This window comes from uncultured Roseobacter sp., from assembly GCF_947501835.1.
GTDB lineage: Bacteria > Pseudomonadota > Alphaproteobacteria > Rhodobacterales > Rhodobacteraceae > Roseobacter.
Genome location: NZ_CANMXR010000013.1, coordinates 17,507 through 33,857 on the forward strand (window position 1 = coordinate 17,507; position 16,351 = coordinate 33,857).

Genomic DNA, 16,351 nt, shown 5'->3' on the forward strand with positions numbered 1-16,351 from the left:
GCACTTCAGATTGATATGGAATAATCAAACTTTTAGCCTTATTCATATCATTTAGGCATGAAACTTGACCCCAAACACCTGGCCCAACTCTCGGTCATCGTCGAGGCTGGATCATTCCAGTCTGCTGCCGGGCGACTTGGCACAACCCAACCCGCGCTTAGTCGGAATATGAAGGCGTTGGAGGCCCGGCTTGGAACACCCTTGTTTCAGCGCGAAGGGCGACGGTCGATGCCCAATTCCCTTGCGTTGCGGCTTGCCCGGAACGGGCTGGCCATCCGGCTGGCCGAGGAACAGGCCGGAATCCTTGCGGACCAGTCGGCCAGAGGTTCGGTAGGCGAGCTGCGCATCGGTGCACCCCCGATCGTATCGGGCCGCTTCCTCAGCAATGCGCTGACCCAATTTATCAAGACCAACCCGAATTGCAGTGTCGAGATACGCACCGGACTAGTCCATGAACTGCGGACAATGTTGGAACGCGGACAAGTCGATCTTGTTTTCGGTCCTGAGAGCCTTGCTGAACCTGTGGATGGGTTGGAATTCGAAGAACTGATCGACGATGGCGTCGGTGTCATGTGCAGATCGGGGCACCCGCTGGCCACGCGCAAAAGGATCATGGCATCTGATCTTGAGGCCCAAATCTGGCTTGCACATTCACGGGGCAGTCTACTGCGACAGCAGACCGAAGCTGCCATGATCGCGTGCGGCGTACGTTCGATGCAGATCGGATGCGAGACAGATTCCATCCGCTCAGTTCTGGAGATCGTTTCTGAAACCGACCTGATCACCACCATGCCAAAGGCTACAACCGCCCCATACCTTGAGGATCGTTTGATATTCCTACCGTTTCACAATCCGCAGTTTCACAGACCTTTAGGCGCCATCCGTCGCGCGAACACCTTGTCCAGCAAAATTGAGGATCGATTTATCCGTATGCTCCGTCAAACTGTCGGCGGTCTACTACCGCACTAACGCAGCAGCTTGTTTTTCACCAGTAAGTGGAGTGAATTGGCCGCCAAACCAAGGATTGGAAGCGCTTTGAACTACAAAATGCGCGCTCGGGGCACAAGAAATTTTCTCGCTCTTGCCACGAGCTAACACTGGTTGGTCAATAGGATCCGCCTTCGGCCCTCCAAACTACCACTCCTTTGCGTTTGCAGCGAATCTCGGCAATGCGGGCTTCGGCAGCAGCATTGCCGAGAGTCGATCAATGTCCGGTTGGGTCCGGCTAGCCTCGCGACATCTCTTTCACGAGTTCATTAGTTTCTGGGTGCCCCGATTGATGTCGGTATCTGAGCGCTACGACATCTCTTTGAATGTCGATGTCTTCGATCGGCATAGTCTTTAGCGTAGCATCGGCTGGGATCGCTGTCTCAGGTAGGATGACTGCACCAGAGCCTTGGCGTGCCAAATCAATAAGCCAATCGACACGGTTGGAGCGATAGGAGGCGTAGAGCGAGTGTCCGAGGTCAGAACAGGTCGAATGAAGAGTGTCCCGCATCTCGCAGTTTGGTCGATCCAACATTGTTGTTTTCGCCAGATCGGCAAAAGTTACGGCGCTAAATTTGGCTAGATCATGACCTTTCTCGACCACCACCCGGTATTCCTCACTATAGAGATGGTCTATTCTATATAGTTCCGGACTTACGACTGCCGCGACCACAACGACATCCAATTGGCCCTCGCGAAGCTGTGCGAGCAGGTCCTCAGTCGCGCCGACAATCAATTCGATCTCCGCTTGCGGCAGACGTGCCCGAAACCTTTCCACCGCAGCAGCGATCTTGCTGTTGCCTATCGTTTCTCCAACGCCGATGCCTATGGGAACACGTTCCAGTCTCGTGTGTCTTACGGCTTCGGCCTTGGCCTCGCGCGTTTCTGACTGAACCCTTTCCAACCGCGGTTTTACAAGCTGACCCAGCGGAGTGAGGCGACAACCTGCGCGATCCCGAATGAACAAAGCACCGCCAAGTTCAACCTCAAGTTTCTTTATCGCAATCGTGAGCGACGGTTGCGACACGTTGGACGCACTCGCAGCATGCGTGAAGTTTCGGTGTTCGCAAACCGCAAGGAAATAGCGAACCTGGTTCATCTCCATTTTACGCACCCTTTCAGGCTTCACCTCTCTAAAGCCCACTTCTAACCATAGCTTGTGGCTATCGTAAAATAGAATCTCGGGATTGGAGATGAAGACATTGGTCGTGGGACAAAGGCGCATCGAAACAAGTTCAGAAGAACACAGACCCAGGAGACGACTAATGAAAACGCAAATCCTTAGCAGACTGACCGCAATCGCGTTGATCGCAACAACAACAACTTCTCACGCAGAGGAAAACGTCATGGACAACTACACGGCCAGTTACATCGCCATGTCGGCCGCAGATGGCCAAATCGAAGCCTTCGCCGAGTTTCTTGTCGGTGCGGCCCCCTTGGTGAAAGAAACCGAGCCAGGAACCGAACTTTGGTTCGCGCTGCAAGACAACGACACGCTGGCCATCTTCGACATCTTTGTCGACGAAGAGGCCCGTAACACGCACTTCTCAGGTGTTGTCGCAGGCGCGCTGAACGAGAACGCCGATGCTTTTGTCGCTGGAGGCTGGGACGCGGGCGTTGTCGCCAACATCAACAACTCGAACGTGCTGTCGGCGAAGGCACCGGTCGATCTCTACAGCGCGACCACAGCCACTTATATCTCTATCGAGGCCGCACCAGGCAAAGCTGGCGAATTGGCAGCGCTGTTGACCGCAGCAGGTCCAATCGTCGCCGAAACAGAACCGAAGACCTTGTTCTGGGTGGCCCTTCAGATCGACGAAAACAACTTCGCAATCTACGACATCTTCGCTGACAACTCAGGCCGCGAAACCCACTTCGCCGGTGAGGTCGCAGGTCTTCTGAAGGCGCAGGCCTCTGACCTGGTCAAAGGGGGATGGGAAGACGGAGTCGTCGCCAATGTGAGAAACTTTGACATTCTGGCGATCAAGTAAATCCTACAGCGAAAGTCATAGGAGCCCGGCCATGGGTTGCCGGACTCCATTTTTCTTTGCTGCTCCGGCGCGTAATCAAAGTCCGCTTTGGAGAAGCGGCACTACCGCGAGCAGCATATTGGCAGGTGTCCGGTTTGAGCCGAGCCCGTTAGATGCACAAAATCCGATCAAGATGGTCGTGGGGCTCGCGTCTCACGATGTTTTCAGTGGTGGATCGTCTCCAATATCAATTGCGGGGTTGGCAGACGAACCTGCGTCCCAACCGTTCTTATCAGATCGATTTACCTCCTTCCGATGTCGAGTTCACTCCTCACCGATCATGGCGGGAACTCATATCAGGCGGTAGCCTCTAATCTTGCAAGCAATGCCCGCTTCGGTTCCCGAAACGGGCATTGCTGAAAGCTATAACTACCAATTCTGCACACAGAGCGGTTGCCCCTGTTTCAATCGGAACTGAACATGCAGCCCAATGTCCAGAAAGAATAGCAGGAGAATTCCCATCACTGATGTATGCGAAAACCAGTGCCGCTGCGATCAGCTATTTCGGAGTGGACCCCTCCAACTTGCCTCGCCTGATCATCAGCCGCACGGACGGACATATATCGAAATGCGTCTCCATCTTCTTCTGAGCACGCTTGAGGGCACCAATCGCAATTAAACTCGACTCATCCTGTTCAAACAGCACATCGTTCCTGCCGGACCCGTAGGCCCAGAGCTCGGGAGTTGTGCCGATGGGAGTGTCGAACTTTGAATGTGGGGTCTCATTCTCGATCGGAATCTCGGTCTGGTTTGTACTGACCGCCTTGCCATTCAAACCACGTTGATTGAGTGGGATCGTCAAAATGCTGGAGACCGGGGCGTCGTTTGCCTTCAATTCCTTGGTCAATTCATTGATGAACGCCTTCCCCAGCGCCGAGGCAGCGCCACCCACCGGACCGAGCAGATTCTTGAGCACTGCATCGGCCAACTTTCCTGCTAGAGCCTTAGCCTTGTTCTCGATCTGAGACATGGCGACCCGGCTCACGAAGGGTGTTTTCGTCGCGCCCGCCCGTATTGGCTCAAGGACAAGAAAGGCATCGACCAGATAGTAGCGCAGATCCTCATGGATGTGATTGCCCAAAAGGGCCAGTGTCTTCAGACCCTTCGAGCGATCATCATCGTTGACATATTGCTGGCGCTGCGCCTTGATTTCATCCTTTGACAGAACTTCTCCGGATTTTGCCACCGCCAGAGGATCGTACCCGGCAATATGCGTGAAGCGGTGGAAGGTGCCTTTCGCGACCTCTTTTGGAAAAGACTTATGCCGGTCGGAATGCAGGATTGGGTCCAACTTGCCCGGGAATTCACCGTTGACCCGTGTAAATGTATAGTCTTGCCCGTCGCTATAGAGCTTCACAGCTCCGGCGTTTTGCCGCCGGATCAGTTGGGCGAAGGGTTCTTCCATTCCCGGAAGCCGTGCCTCAATTACGAAGAACACATGAGCAGAATAGTCACGGTCCTCGATCCATGTCAGGCCTCGCCGATCGGGCGTTACAATGGTGTTCACGGTCGACCGCCACGGAATCGTCAGCCCTGAGATGTGCAGTGCATCCGTGTAGAGGTCAGAGAACAACGAAACGAAACTTGGCGGCCAATAGGCTGGAAGCTCCGGCCAGTTCACTGCGAAGGCGTTGAAGGATTCGCGCATTGCAGGGGCGATTTCCTTGATGTCTTGGGAAACGTATTGCAGGTCCTCGGCCTTCATTTTGGCGAGTAGAGCCATCTGCGGATCGCTCTCGATCAGATCGGGCTCGAGTTCCGCAAGCATACGCACCTGTGCCAAGAGGCCCGCCGCATCAGCCATGGCGACTCGGGAGGCGAAATCGGACGGGGATGGATCGGCCGGGTTCGTCGCGCGCCGCTCCTCTAGGACGGTAATTTCACTGGGATTGATGCGCCGCGCTGGAATAAATGCTTCAGTCATAACTAATATCCTTTGTTTACAATCGACCCGGACAATCCGAACAAGTGTTCTTCCCGGATCACTCAAGTATCGAATGCAGCACCAGAATAGTTTCAGCTGAGCGGTAACGAATCCGTGATCAACCATTCCTGGTGCAGTCAGGCTCTTGCGCTCTGCGTTCCCACCTTTTCGTGGTTTTGGTCGCCTTGGACTGGATCAATTTTGCGACAGCTCCAATATTCGATGCCTATTGGGGGTCAGCACCAACGCCGATTGCGATTGACAAAGCGGACCATTGCGTGGCCGTAGCGACCGGCCGCTCCGTCCCGTAGTGCGGCTTCCCAACGACATCAAGATTTCGCGCGAAGCGAATGTCGGCAACGCGGGCTGCACGTCTAGAATTTGAGGACCGTGCTCAAGGTCGGCGTTGGGCCGAGTACCCGTGCCAGGACCGGTTCGGAGCGCCAGTCATTCCAACACGATCTCGGTTACAAAAATGATGCACCACTAATTCCAATGCGGAATTGGGTGTTGTGTGCTACTCAGTAACAAGAATGGTCTCTGGGTCGGTCGTTAGTCGCAAGCGAATAGTTCGAAAAAAATACTTGCAGGGGTAAGGTCATATGGATGAACACTTCATCGCTTTTTGGAACGTAGAAAACCTATTTGATGTCTCTACATCCAACGATCGGCCAGAGTACTTGAAGAAGAAACTGAAAAACGAACTGAAGGGTTGGACTGCGGCTGTACTCAAGAAGAAAATCTCACAGCTCGTTAAGATCATCGTTCAAATGAACGATGACACGGGACCAGACATCCTAGGTCTCTGCGAGATCGAAAATGAAAACGTGGTTGCGAAACTACTCGAAGCGATGCCGTCTGGATGGCGAAACTAAGCTATTGCTCACGCTGACACAAAAGATGGCCGTGGCATCGATGTTGCCATCATCTACGATGCAGACAAATACGAAGCGGGATTGCAGTTTAACTACTTCGTTCAAAAGCGAGCCGCAACGCGCGATATCTTTCAAATAAATCTGAAGACCAAATCCGAAAGAGATCTGATCATTTTGGGCAATCACTGGCCGTCACGCACTGCAGGACAATATGAAAGCGAACCCTACCGGACAATGGTTGGTGAAACCTTATCTTACTTTCATTCCCGCATCTTGGAGGAATTGGGCAACGACACAGCAATCGTGTGTATAGGAGACTTCAACGACGAACCTTTCGACAGGTCCGTACGAAACTACGCCCAAGCCTCGCGTGAGCCTCGAAAGATCATGAACTCCAAGACGGTTCCCTATTTTCACAATTTGATGTGGGAGGCGACAGGCGAAAGGCTGGCAACATACTATTTTGGCAGCCAACCAAACATGTTGGATCAATTTTGGGTTTCCAAGGGCATTCTGAAGCGCGGTTCGCCTTTTCGTGTTGAGAGAGACAGTGTCACCATTTTCCGACCTGATGAACTGATCTCCGGTGGCGACTACCCGGGCGCTCGTTTCTTCAAACGTCCGTCGCACAAAAAGTACGATCCTGAGGGCTTCTCGGACCACTATCCGATCGTGATGAAGCTGCTTGAAAAACCGGCAACCTCTTAACCTAGAGAATCAATTCGCATCACTGCGAACCATGCCGCCGACCGCGTACTGCGCGCTTTGTCGGTAACAAAACCACGTTTTTATGCGGCACGGCCACCGTTGCTCTTTTGCTGCTAGTGCGCCAGTTGTCTGCGTTCGCTTCGGGGAAGCTGCACTGCGACACCAGCTGTACCGTTGAACGGCTGGTAAGGGCCGTCAGCGAGTTTCGATTGATGTGGGGCAAGGGGATTGCCGCGTTGCATCCGAAGTCTGGAAAGAGCCCAATTCCAACCAATGCTGCGAAGTGCACGGATGGCTGCTTTTGCAATCCCGCCGTTATCGGCTGTCCCACGCCAGACGCAGACCAAGGAAAATCAGAATGCCGCCGCAAAGCTGATCAACATACTTTGAAACCGATATGTATCGGGTCTGAACACGCGATGCTGAAAAGCTAATGGCGATCAAGACGTGCGACGAGAGAGACATAGCTGAGATAGCTGCGACGAGCAGAACCAAGACCCAAATCGGCATGTCTGGCGTGAGAAACGCGGCAAACACACTGGCATAATAAGCGGCGGATTTCGGATTGGTCATATTAACAAGCAATCCGCGCCAAAATCCGCGCGCTCCGCTTGTGGCATCGGTTGTCTGGTTTGCGTTTGGCTGAAACCCCTTCGAGCATAACAGCTTGATACCCAGGTAGATCAGATAGGCAATGCCCAGAACTTTCAGCATGAAACCTAGCAGCGGCAACGCTTCAAACACCGAAGCAATGCCAAGCGCCGCCGCTCCGGCCCACGCAAGTGACCCCATTGCAACGCCGCAAGCGGTCCAGACGGCATGACGGCGCGATTTGGACACCGCTGCGGAGGTTGTCAGCACGAAATTCGGGCCGGGGCTGATGTGTGCGAGAAAGTCAACAAACAGGATCGCGGCAATGATGGGTAAAAATTCCATAGCAGTCTTTCACGCTGTCATTTTGAGCCTGAGCTTAACACTGCTCCGGCGATTGCAAAGAGAGCCCCGACGATCGTTGCGATGGTCACGACGCCAAGGCCAAACACGGCCAACAATATCATCGCAACCAGTGGTGTCAGAAATGCCAAGCTGGAGATTGTGGCGGCAGACCCTTCGCGCGTGGCCTTATCCCAGTAGATGTTTGCAACGGTGAAAGGGCCAATGCCCATGAGAACAATGGCAAGCCATTGACCTTTGGTGGGCCAGTAGGCCGGTTCAAGAACGAAATGTGCAGTCATAGCCGCGATGCCTGCCAACCCAAGAGAGGGGCCAACGACGTTTGTCTCAACCTGTGCATGCGAGCGATCAACCGAATAAATCGCAAATGTCAGCGCGCCACATGCACCAAGGAGCACGCCGATCAGATCAAGACCACCACCTATTTGCGGAGAGAGGGCGACAGCAACACCCATAAATCCGCAGGCGATGCCTAATGTCTGAAGCAAGGTCGGTGCGCGCCGGTGCAAAGCAGACGTCAGCCCGACAAGAAAAACAGGCAACAGATAATGCACCACATTGGCCTCCGCAGGGCCGATCCGGGCGATTGCCAGATAGAACGCATTGTTGCCCATCAGACCGATTGCTACAAAGGCGAGCGTTTTGAATGGTACGGACGCGAAGGAGGTGAGCGCCTTCTGCTTGGCAGCCAGCATAAATGAAAAAAGAAAACCAACCAGTGCCGATGCGCCGAGAACCAGCAAAGGAGGAGCCGGATAGGCGACTGTGGCAAGCGCAGGCCAGCTCGCCCAAAGCACCACGGCTCCGCCGACAAGGGCATATGTCTTGGCCTTAGGTCCACTGGGGAAACCGAACGCACCCACGCTTTGAACTGGTCAAAGCCGCGTTGGTGTGTGGCAGTTGACATCCCGTCGATCTGCATAAGCGCAATATCCTGCTTCATTTGCCTGAACGATGCAGCCTGAATAAAAATTGTGCAACCGGTCTAACTGCATGGAAGCCGACATTCGCGCAAATGCAGCGAAAGGCCGTTTTGTCCCGCATTATCTGAGTTCATCGGCGCTTCGTTCTCGCGCTCGCAGCGAATGGCCGGTCTGAGGGGCTGCGCTGCAGCATCTTTGCCTATTGGTGAAGGGCAGCTCTGGGCCGCGTGGTGGTGCAATGTACAAGATCTTGGTTGACGCCCGTTTGCCGCCGACGCCGGGTGATGAGCAAACAGTTCAAGAAGGATAGATGGCCAAGCACTTAATGCTAGCGACACAACGCGTACACCTGGATTCATTTGAAACTGGGCGTACATCGCAAATTTGAAGCCCATAGCCCCTTTTTTTGCCGTTTCAATGGCCAAGGTGAACCGGCCGTCTGTTGGAATGCCTCGCACCATTTGCGCCGTCTGGTTTACGCTGTATCGCTGCGATAGACAAACGTATGGATATCGTTCTGGTCACTTCAGTTGTCGCCACCCTGTTCGTCGTGATTGGGCTGTCCGAGCCATTGGCGGCGAAAATTCGGCTTCCGTTCAGCGTGATACTGGCCGTGCTTGGCTCATTAATTGGGACCGGCGCGCTGTTCTTCCTGCAGACCGATCTGACCGACGCGTTAAACCCGGTCGCCGGGGCCATTCTTGATTTTCCGATCAAGTCGAACGTGTTCCTGTATCTCTTTTTGCCAACTCTGCTCTTTCAGGCGACGCTAGGTATGAACCTTCGTCGCATGCTGGACGATTGGGTGCCGATCCTCGTCATGGCAGTGGTGGCCGTTCTAGTTGCGACGCTGTCGGTCGGATATGCATTGAGCGCGGTTAGCGCGCTACCGCTCGCGGCCTGTCTTCTGTTGGGCGCGATCGTCTCAACAACGGACCCTTCGGCCGTCGTGGGCATTTTCCGGTCTATCGCGGCGCCGCAGCGGCTTTCGCGGATCATCGAGGGCGAAAGCCTTCTCAACGATGCGGCGGCAGTGGCGTTGTTCGGTCTGTTCATGGGGTTTGTGATGGTCGGTGTGCCGGATCCCACACTGCAGGACGCGCTGAAGGACTTTCCGGTTCTCTTGCTGGGTGGCGCGGTCACCGGCTGGTTCCTTGCGCGCCTTGGCATCTGGCTCATGGCAATGTTCGAGGGATATGAGCTTGCGCAGATCTCGATCTCGATTGCCTTGCCTTATCTGGCTTACATCGGCGCAGAGCAAACCGTGGGGGCGTCGGGCGTCATCGCCGTGGTAGCGGCGGGTCTGACCCTAAATCTTGCCGCGCCAGGGCGCTTGACGCCGCAGGCGTGGACTCGGCTGGCGGAGACCTGGGACGTTCTGGCCTATTGGGCGGGCGCGCTGATCTTCATCCTCGCGGCGATCCTGATCCCAAGATTCCTGTCGGATCTGCGCCTGGGCGATCTTGCACTATTGGGCGTCGTCATTCTGGCGGCCTTTGTTGCCCGCGCTGTAGTCTTATTTGGCTTGCTGCCGTTGCTGTCTTTTCTGCGCGCGTCGCCGATCATCGAGCGACCTTACCGTGTGGCTATGCTCTGGGGTGGGCTGCGCGGGGCAGTGACGCTCGCACTCGCGCTGGCCGTGACCGAAAGCGCGCGTGTGCCCGATGAGGTACAGCGCATTGTCGGCATTCTCGCAACCGGCTTCACTCTTTTTACGCTACTGGTTCAGGGTACGACACTTCGCAAGATCATCGGGCGGTTGGGGCTTGATCGGTTGAGCCCGCTTGACGAGGCTCTGTCCAAGCAGGTTGTCGCGGTTGCCTTGCAGACCGTGCGCGAAGATCTGGCTCGGAACAACGAAAACTACGAGTTGGATCCCGAGATCGTCCGCGCAGAGGCTGTGCAATTTGGATCACAGCTGGAAGACGCGGTGCAGCGCGCGGAAAACGCGCGGGATATCCTCGACCGCGATCGCATCACCCTGGGGCTGCTCTCTGTTGCCGGGGCGGAGAGGGATATCATCCTGCGACACATGCGCGACCGGTCCCTGTCGACGCGGCTGGCTGAAGACGCCATTGTCGATATCGACCGGTTGATCGAGGCCACGCGCCTCGATGGTCGCACGGGCTATATGCGTGCGGCCCTGCGTACGGTCACATTTGGGCGGCGGTTCCGCGCGGCGGGTATTCTCAACGACTGGTTCGGTGCGCAGCGCCCCATCGCGGTGATGACCGCGCACCGGTTCGAGATCCTCCTGGCACAGCGACTGGTGCTGCGCGACGTTTGCGACTTCATCGACCAGCGCATTCGCCGCATCCACGGGCGCCGCGTTGCCGATATTCTTCGCGATCTTGTCGATCGCCGCATCGAGATCGTCGAGACCGCGCTTGAAGGTCTGCAACTGCAATATCCGGGCTATTTCGAAGAGCTGCAGAAGCGCTTTATCCGGCGTACGGCCCTGCGGTTCGAGGAACGGGAATACAATGCGATGCTCGACGATGGTCTGATCAGTTCCGAGCCGCATTCGGTTCTCATGCAAGGCATCGCGGCCGCGCGTATTGAGGCGGAGCGTCGACCCAAGCTTGATGTTGCAATCCGGCGCATTGAACTGTTGCAGAAGCTGCCATTGTTCGGCGACCTGGACCAGAAAAGCCTTAAGCAACTAGCTCGAGCGCTAAAAACCCGCTACGCGGATGCGGGCGAAAACATCATCCAGAGAGATGATCCGGCACGGAGCGCATTCTTCATCGCATCCGGTGCGGTCGAACTGAGGCTTGCCGGGCAAAGCTGGCGCCTGGGCCGGGGCGAGATCTTCGGGCAAGCGGCGCTTTTGAGCCGGAGGCGGCATCGGCCGACAGTCAGGGCGATTGTGCCCACGGCGTTGCTGGTTCTGGACGAAGGCCGCTTCCGTCGCCTGATCAAACGCAGCGCCATCTTCCGCGAGGCGGTTCAGGCGAGTGCGCAGGCGCGAGGGGTCGACATTGGCCCGTTTCTTGACCCTAAAATAGCGCGGGCTAGCCGACTTGAGGTGCGCTGAGCACTCGGCGTCGGATACCGTTGAGCATAGTCCGCTCAAAATAGTGTAGGAGCACGCTATTGGCCCGTTAAGTGTTGATGTACAGGTGAACGGAACCGGCACCTCTGGTCTGCTTTGGTCTGCGTTTGATCTAATTGGATTATTCTAGCTCAAGTTGTTTACGGGGGAGCGTAAACGTCGATGTCAGCAGGGTCTTTTCGAAGCAGCGGCAAAGCCAAGCTAATCTAGGAGATGGCTTCAACGGCGGCCTTGGCCTTGGAGCAGTCGTTCGTGCGTCGCGCAGCAAATGGCCAGATGAGCCCACTGTGTCCGATGCTGCAACGCGCGCAAATGGCGCCGAGTGCTGAAAGCCGACACTGGAAGCTCTCAAAATGGCTCACTCAGGGCATTCACCCAATAACAAATGCGGTAGCACATCTCTTCACTGAAGCAGTCATTTGAAAAGGAGCGCAGCTTATTTAGCTTTCGGATAGTAGCCGTGATTTCGGCGTTAGCCCACGATGGCTCGTGCCATCTCCCCCATGTGCCGAAAGTCGGACCCACAGCAGCCACCAACGACGGAGATCTTGGGGTATTCGTGCACAAGGCGCGCGACCTCAGCACCCAGTTCTTTTGGATTCCCGTCGTCCAATTCACTGGCATCGTCTAATTCCGCATGACTGAGCCTCGAAGCATTCACCACCATCCCCTTCAAACGAGGATGACCGGTCAGAGCGTGACTAAAATGATCTGGGTGCGCGCAGTTCACCATAAAATAGGCAGCGGAATTTCCCGTGATCGCATCAACCTGATCAATCGCCTCCTCAAGCCCGGTGCCATTGTCCAAACAGCCATCAGTTTCCACCACGAATGAGACAGCAATCGGCACTCCGCAATCCTTGGCCGCGAACACGGCGCCCGCTGCCTCTTCCACTTGATTGAACGTATAGGCATTGACCAAGTCGATATCGGTACCCGCAACAGAACCAATCTGGAGGGCATGATAAGCCCGTGCGGCCTCGACTGTCATCGGGTCAAGCTTTGCATACGCATCCCGCGATGGTCCGATGCACAGTGCCACCAAAACGTCGTCGCGATCTGTCTCATTGCGCAGATCGCACATCAGCGTTGCCGCCTTCTGGTTTAGAGTTGCCAACCGTTCGGTATCGTATCCCAATGGCGCGGCTCGGTCTCTGTTTGCCATCCAGGTCAGAGTGTCGATGATGCATCCCAACTCATGCTCGGCGGCCACTTCTATCAGTTCACGCATTTGGTCAACAATAATGGGTTGTGCCTTCGGGTCTTCGACAAGGGGGAAAGAGGCAAAGCCGGGCAACTCGACCCCGCGATTGAAAATCAAATCCGTCCCAGTCGCCGCGAATACAAGAAATCGCTGGTCCGTTTCATGAGGTAGACGCCGTTTCATTTATCGTTTCCCAATCAGATCAGTGCCCATTGTCGCATATTGCCAACTCAACACCTCGCTAATCAAGCCTGTCACGATTGGCCGTCAAACCACCACCATCCTCTCGTCCGTACAAGCAAATCGATTATGTGTCACAAAACTATAGAACTTAGGGGCCAGCAGAAGGGCATGGGAAAAAACATCGTGCTAAATATGATCCGGAATGTCGCCTTAAGGCGGCCCATGCCAGCACTTGGTAAGAAAATGCAGCGTCATAGCGTCAAGTTCGAACTCTTGTTCCAATGTGGTGCCGACCTGCTGAAGCCAACGTTCCTGTGCATGATAAGCTGGCAATTCGCGTCCTTCCGGGCAGTCTTGTGGGATCTCTGCAACATTCTGCAGATGGTGCACCATTTCATGGACCAGCACGGAAACATCAGCGGGGGACTCTGCGGACCAGCCTTCGGGAAGATAGATTGTGCGCGTGGGATCATCGTAGAAGGCGATGATACTGTGCCCTTGTTCAACAGTTCTCCGAAACTTCACGGCATCCTCGTCGTCCAATGCAGCAATGCGCAATTCGATCATTTCGTTTTGACCAATCAGCTTGACCTCGGGATGTTCGAAATTGACCGGCAGACCGAAGTTGATGGCTAGCCAGGTCACGACGACTGTCAAAAAAGTATCCATGAATTGCCTCCGTTTGACGGTTGATCATTTTCGACGGATACCGCCAGATTTGCGGGTTCATGACACACGCTCAATCAGCCAGAAGGAGCGCCACCAAAGTCATGCGGTATGCGGAGAAAGCCGCAAAATATTGTTTTCATAGCTGAAATTCCGGTGGCGACTTGCAATTCTGGATGGTGCAATAGTCCTAGGACTGGCGTATGATCCACGTCCAAGAGACGGAGAATTCCCATGCTTGCGCTGATTGTCGATGACCATGCACTGATCCGAGATGCGCTGCGCGGCGTAATGGGTTCCTTTGGCGAGATCACCGCCGTACTTGAGGCGGCAACGGCTGCTGACGCCGAAAAGGCGCTTGCTGAGACGCCGGGAATTGGCTTGGTTTTGCTCGATCTTGCGCTGCCTGATCGTGACGGGCTGCCGTTTCTGAAGTCGATCCGAAGCGACCATCCAGGGACATCCGTCGTCGTGCTATCGGCAAACGAAGACCGAACCCAAATGAGTACAGTGCTGGAAAACGGCGCGGCAGGATACATCCCCAAGTCTGCGACACGAGAGGTGATGCGCAGTGCGTTGAAATTGGTCTTTTCAGGTGGAATCTACGTGCCGCCCGAGATTCTGAACCGACCGGTTGTACCGCCGGCGGCCAAACCTTCACCTTCGGCAATACAGAACGCTGCAAAGCTTGGCCTGACAGAGCGCCAGATCGATGTACTGCAGTTGATGATGGAAGGACGGAGCAACAAGGTGATTTGCCGTCAGCTCGATATCGCGGAAGCGACGGTCAAGAATCATGTTACCGCAATCCTGCGCGCCCTTGGCGCGACGAACCGGACCGAAGCGGTTGTCGCGGCATCCGCACTGGGTCTGTCTTTGGGGAAGGTCGTCAGCCGTTCTTGATGAGTTGCGATGAAAGGGCTCTCAGCGCCATTGGCGTAACCGGTTTGTGCAGGATCGGATACCCGCTTTGAGCGGCGTCACGCAGGCGCGTGGCCGCGGTTTCCGCTGTAACAAGGAGCGCTGGTACGGTGCGGTTGGTAATGCGGTGCACCTCGACAATGGCGTCGAGGCCGGTTTGGCCACTCTCCAAACGATAATCGGACACGATCAGGTCAGGTGTCGGACCACTTGATACGACTTTGACGCAATCGGCTACGCCTTCTGCCAGTAGCACTTCACAGCCCCAAGCTCTAAAGGTGCCCGCCATACTTTCGCGGGCAAGCGCATCATTCTCGATCACGAGGACGCACCGGCCAGCCAACGGCTCGAAGGGCGCGGAAGGTGCGGATGCAATCTTTCCTGCATCGATAATCGGCACATGCACCGAAAATCGTGTGCCGCGCCCTTGTGTCGACGCGAGTTCAATGTTGTGGTCAAGCAATTTCGCGAAACCATCGACAATAGAAAGTCCGAGGCCGAGACCCTCTGACGCATTTTGATGTATCGAGGCCGACTGGGCAAACTCCGCAAACAACGGGTGCTGCATCTCAGTTGGAATACCGGGCCCAGTGTCATAGACATCAATCCGTACGGTCTTGCCCCGCCTGCGGCATCCGACAATAATCCCACCTTCATTCGTAACCCTGACTGCGTTCGACACCAGGTTCAAAAGAATGCGTTCCAGTAGAATCGCGTCACTTTCGACCCAAAGGTCACTGCCGACAACGCGAAACCGCACGCCCTTGTTCATAGCAACTGTGGTGAAGTTGGCTTCGAGACGATCCAGAATTGACGAAATCGGGAAAGAGGATACATCGGCCTTAAGAACCCCGGCTTCCAGTTTCGACATGTCGAGCAAGGCATCAAACAACTCGTTGGTCGAAGCGGCGGCTTCTGATATTTTTTCCTCCAGATGGCGACGTTCATCTGGTTTCGGCGCGTCACGCAACTGATCAATGAGCAGGTTGAGCGCATGAAGCGGCTGCCGTAAGTCATGGCTCGCCGTGGTGAGAAACCGGGTCTTGAACTGGTTCGCAGTTTCAAGTTCTGCTGTGCGCTCCGCAACCTGTTTTTCCAAGCGCTCAGCAGCTTCGGCGCGCTCTTCAAGTAATTTGTCTCTCTCTTGTGCAGTGACACGAAAAGTCTCGACCGTGCGGGTCATTTCATCAACTTCGTCACCGCCTTTTGCTTCAGGCAGGGATGTTCGAAGATCACCGGCAGCGATTGACAGCATTGCCCTGCTAAGACTGGTCAAGCGCATGACAAAATTGCGATCTACGACCAACCACGTGAATAGCAAGAGCATCAAAACACTGAGGCCACCGATGGCAACCCCGGCAACAACAGGACGGTTGTGGATCTCACGTTCGCGGTCGACGGCTGCTTGCAACTGCACGCGCAATTCTCGTGATAGATCATCCAATGCCGCAGCGACATCGACCAGGGCAGCATCCAGAAAGATTGCGCGCTCAAGTAGTGTGTCCATATCCACCTTTTCCGATGACAGAACTCGTTCTGTAAGGGCCAGTTCTTGGGGAAGGCCGGCAAACGCATGCTCAAGCGCGCCAAAGCTTTCTTGGGCGGCTTGCCGTGGTGTTCCAGATGAAATCGACTGTATCCGCAGCGTCAATTCATCGAAGGTCGTGCGCATTTCCCCAAGCTCTTCCTCGCCCAATGCTTTTTCCGAGACGAAACCAGACGGTAACCGCTTCGCCTGATCGCGCAATTCGACCACAAGATCACCTGCAGTGAATGCGTCTTCAATCGTCTCGTGGGTCTCGGCTATGAATGTGACGGCCACTTGCAGTTCACGGACGAAATACGTCACCAAAGCAATCTGCAGCAGCAGCAAACCAACCGGGACCGTGATGGCAAGCAAGAGCTTGTTGCGAATCTTCAT

General features: G+C 55.1%; 11 protein-coding genes and 1 pseudogene. 5 read left to right on the forward strand and 7 right to left on the reverse strand.

Annotation, left to right across the window (positions count from 1 at the left end):
- Window positions 1-57: 57 nt before the first annotated feature.
- On the forward strand, window positions 58-969 hold the full coding sequence (locus Q1A20_RS21545; protein WP_299409837.1) for a LysR family transcriptional regulator: 912 nt from the start codon (window positions 58-60) through the stop codon (window positions 967-969).
- Window positions 970-1,225: 256 nt separating this feature from the next.
- Here the strand turns inward: Q1A20_RS21545 and Q1A20_RS21550 are convergent, their stop codons facing one another.
- Window positions 1,226-2,092 (reverse strand): LysR family transcriptional regulator, encoded by an 867-nt coding sequence (locus Q1A20_RS21550; RefSeq protein WP_299918640.1) that lies wholly within the window; start codon window positions 2,090-2,092, stop codon window positions 1,226-1,228.
- 88 nt (window positions 2,093-2,180) lie between these two features.
- Between Q1A20_RS21550 and Q1A20_RS21555 the strand changes: the two genes are divergently transcribed.
- Window positions 2,181-2,978: a hypothetical protein gene (locus Q1A20_RS21555; protein WP_299918747.1), complete on the forward strand. Its 798-nt coding sequence runs from the start codon at window positions 2,181-2,183 to the stop codon at window positions 2,976-2,978.
- A 538-nt stretch (window positions 2,979-3,516) separates the two neighbouring features.
- Here Q1A20_RS21555 and Q1A20_RS21560 read toward each other — a convergent pair.
- The gene (locus tag Q1A20_RS21560) at window positions 3,517-4,941 is read right to left on the reverse strand and encodes a hypothetical protein (protein ID WP_299409845.1); all 1,425 of its coding nucleotides are present in this window, start codon (window positions 4,939-4,941) and stop codon (window positions 3,517-3,519) included.
- A 602-nt stretch (window positions 4,942-5,543) separates the two neighbouring features.
- On the opposite strand from Q1A20_RS21560, the pseudogene Q1A20_RS21565 reads away from it, so the two are divergent.
- Window positions 5,544-6,524 (forward strand): annotated as a pseudogene (locus Q1A20_RS21565) (endonuclease/exonuclease/phosphatase family protein).
- A gap of 315 nt (window positions 6,525-6,839) precedes the next feature.
- Here Q1A20_RS21565 and Q1A20_RS21570 read toward each other — a convergent pair.
- Window positions 6,840-7,460, reverse strand: coding sequence for a LysE family transporter (locus Q1A20_RS21570; RefSeq protein WP_299409848.1), 621 nt, complete (start codon window positions 7,458-7,460; stop codon window positions 6,840-6,842).
- A 17-nt stretch (window positions 7,461-7,477) separates the two neighbouring features.
- Window positions 7,478-8,341 carry an EamA family transporter gene (locus tag Q1A20_RS21575; protein ID WP_299409850.1) on the reverse strand — a complete coding sequence of 288 codons (864 nt, stop codon included), beginning with the start codon at window positions 8,339-8,341 and terminating at the stop codon, window positions 7,478-7,480.
- A 565-nt stretch (window positions 8,342-8,906) separates the two neighbouring features.
- On the opposite strand from Q1A20_RS21575, the gene Q1A20_RS21580 reads away from it, so the two are divergent.
- Entirely contained in the window at window positions 8,907-11,438 is a 2,532-nt protein-coding gene (locus Q1A20_RS21580) for a cation:proton antiporter (RefSeq protein WP_299918644.1), read from the forward strand.
- 490 nt (window positions 11,439-11,928) lie between these two features.
- Here the strand turns inward: Q1A20_RS21580 and Q1A20_RS21585 are convergent, their stop codons facing one another.
- Window positions 11,929-12,843: a homocysteine S-methyltransferase family protein gene (locus Q1A20_RS21585; RefSeq protein ID WP_299918646.1), complete on the reverse strand. Its 915-nt coding sequence runs from the start codon at window positions 12,841-12,843 to the stop codon at window positions 11,929-11,931.
- 210 nt (window positions 12,844-13,053) lie between these two features.
- The gene (locus tag Q1A20_RS21590) at window positions 13,054-13,512 is read right to left on the reverse strand and encodes a DUF6647 family protein (RefSeq protein WP_299738840.1); all 459 of its coding nucleotides are present in this window, start codon (window positions 13,510-13,512) and stop codon (window positions 13,054-13,056) included.
- A gap of 231 nt (window positions 13,513-13,743) precedes the next feature.
- On the opposite strand from Q1A20_RS21590, the gene Q1A20_RS21595 reads away from it, so the two are divergent.
- Entirely contained in the window at window positions 13,744-14,412 is a 669-nt protein-coding gene (locus Q1A20_RS21595; protein ID WP_299918648.1) for a response regulator transcription factor, read from the forward strand.
- On the opposite strand, the gene Q1A20_RS21600 is transcribed toward Q1A20_RS21595, so the two are convergent.
- Window positions 14,399-16,351, reverse strand: coding sequence for a hybrid sensor histidine kinase/response regulator (locus Q1A20_RS21600; protein ID WP_299918650.1), 1,953 nt, complete (start codon window positions 16,349-16,351; stop codon window positions 14,399-14,401). The two genes, Q1A20_RS21595 and Q1A20_RS21600, sit on opposite strands and share 14 nt — an antisense overlap.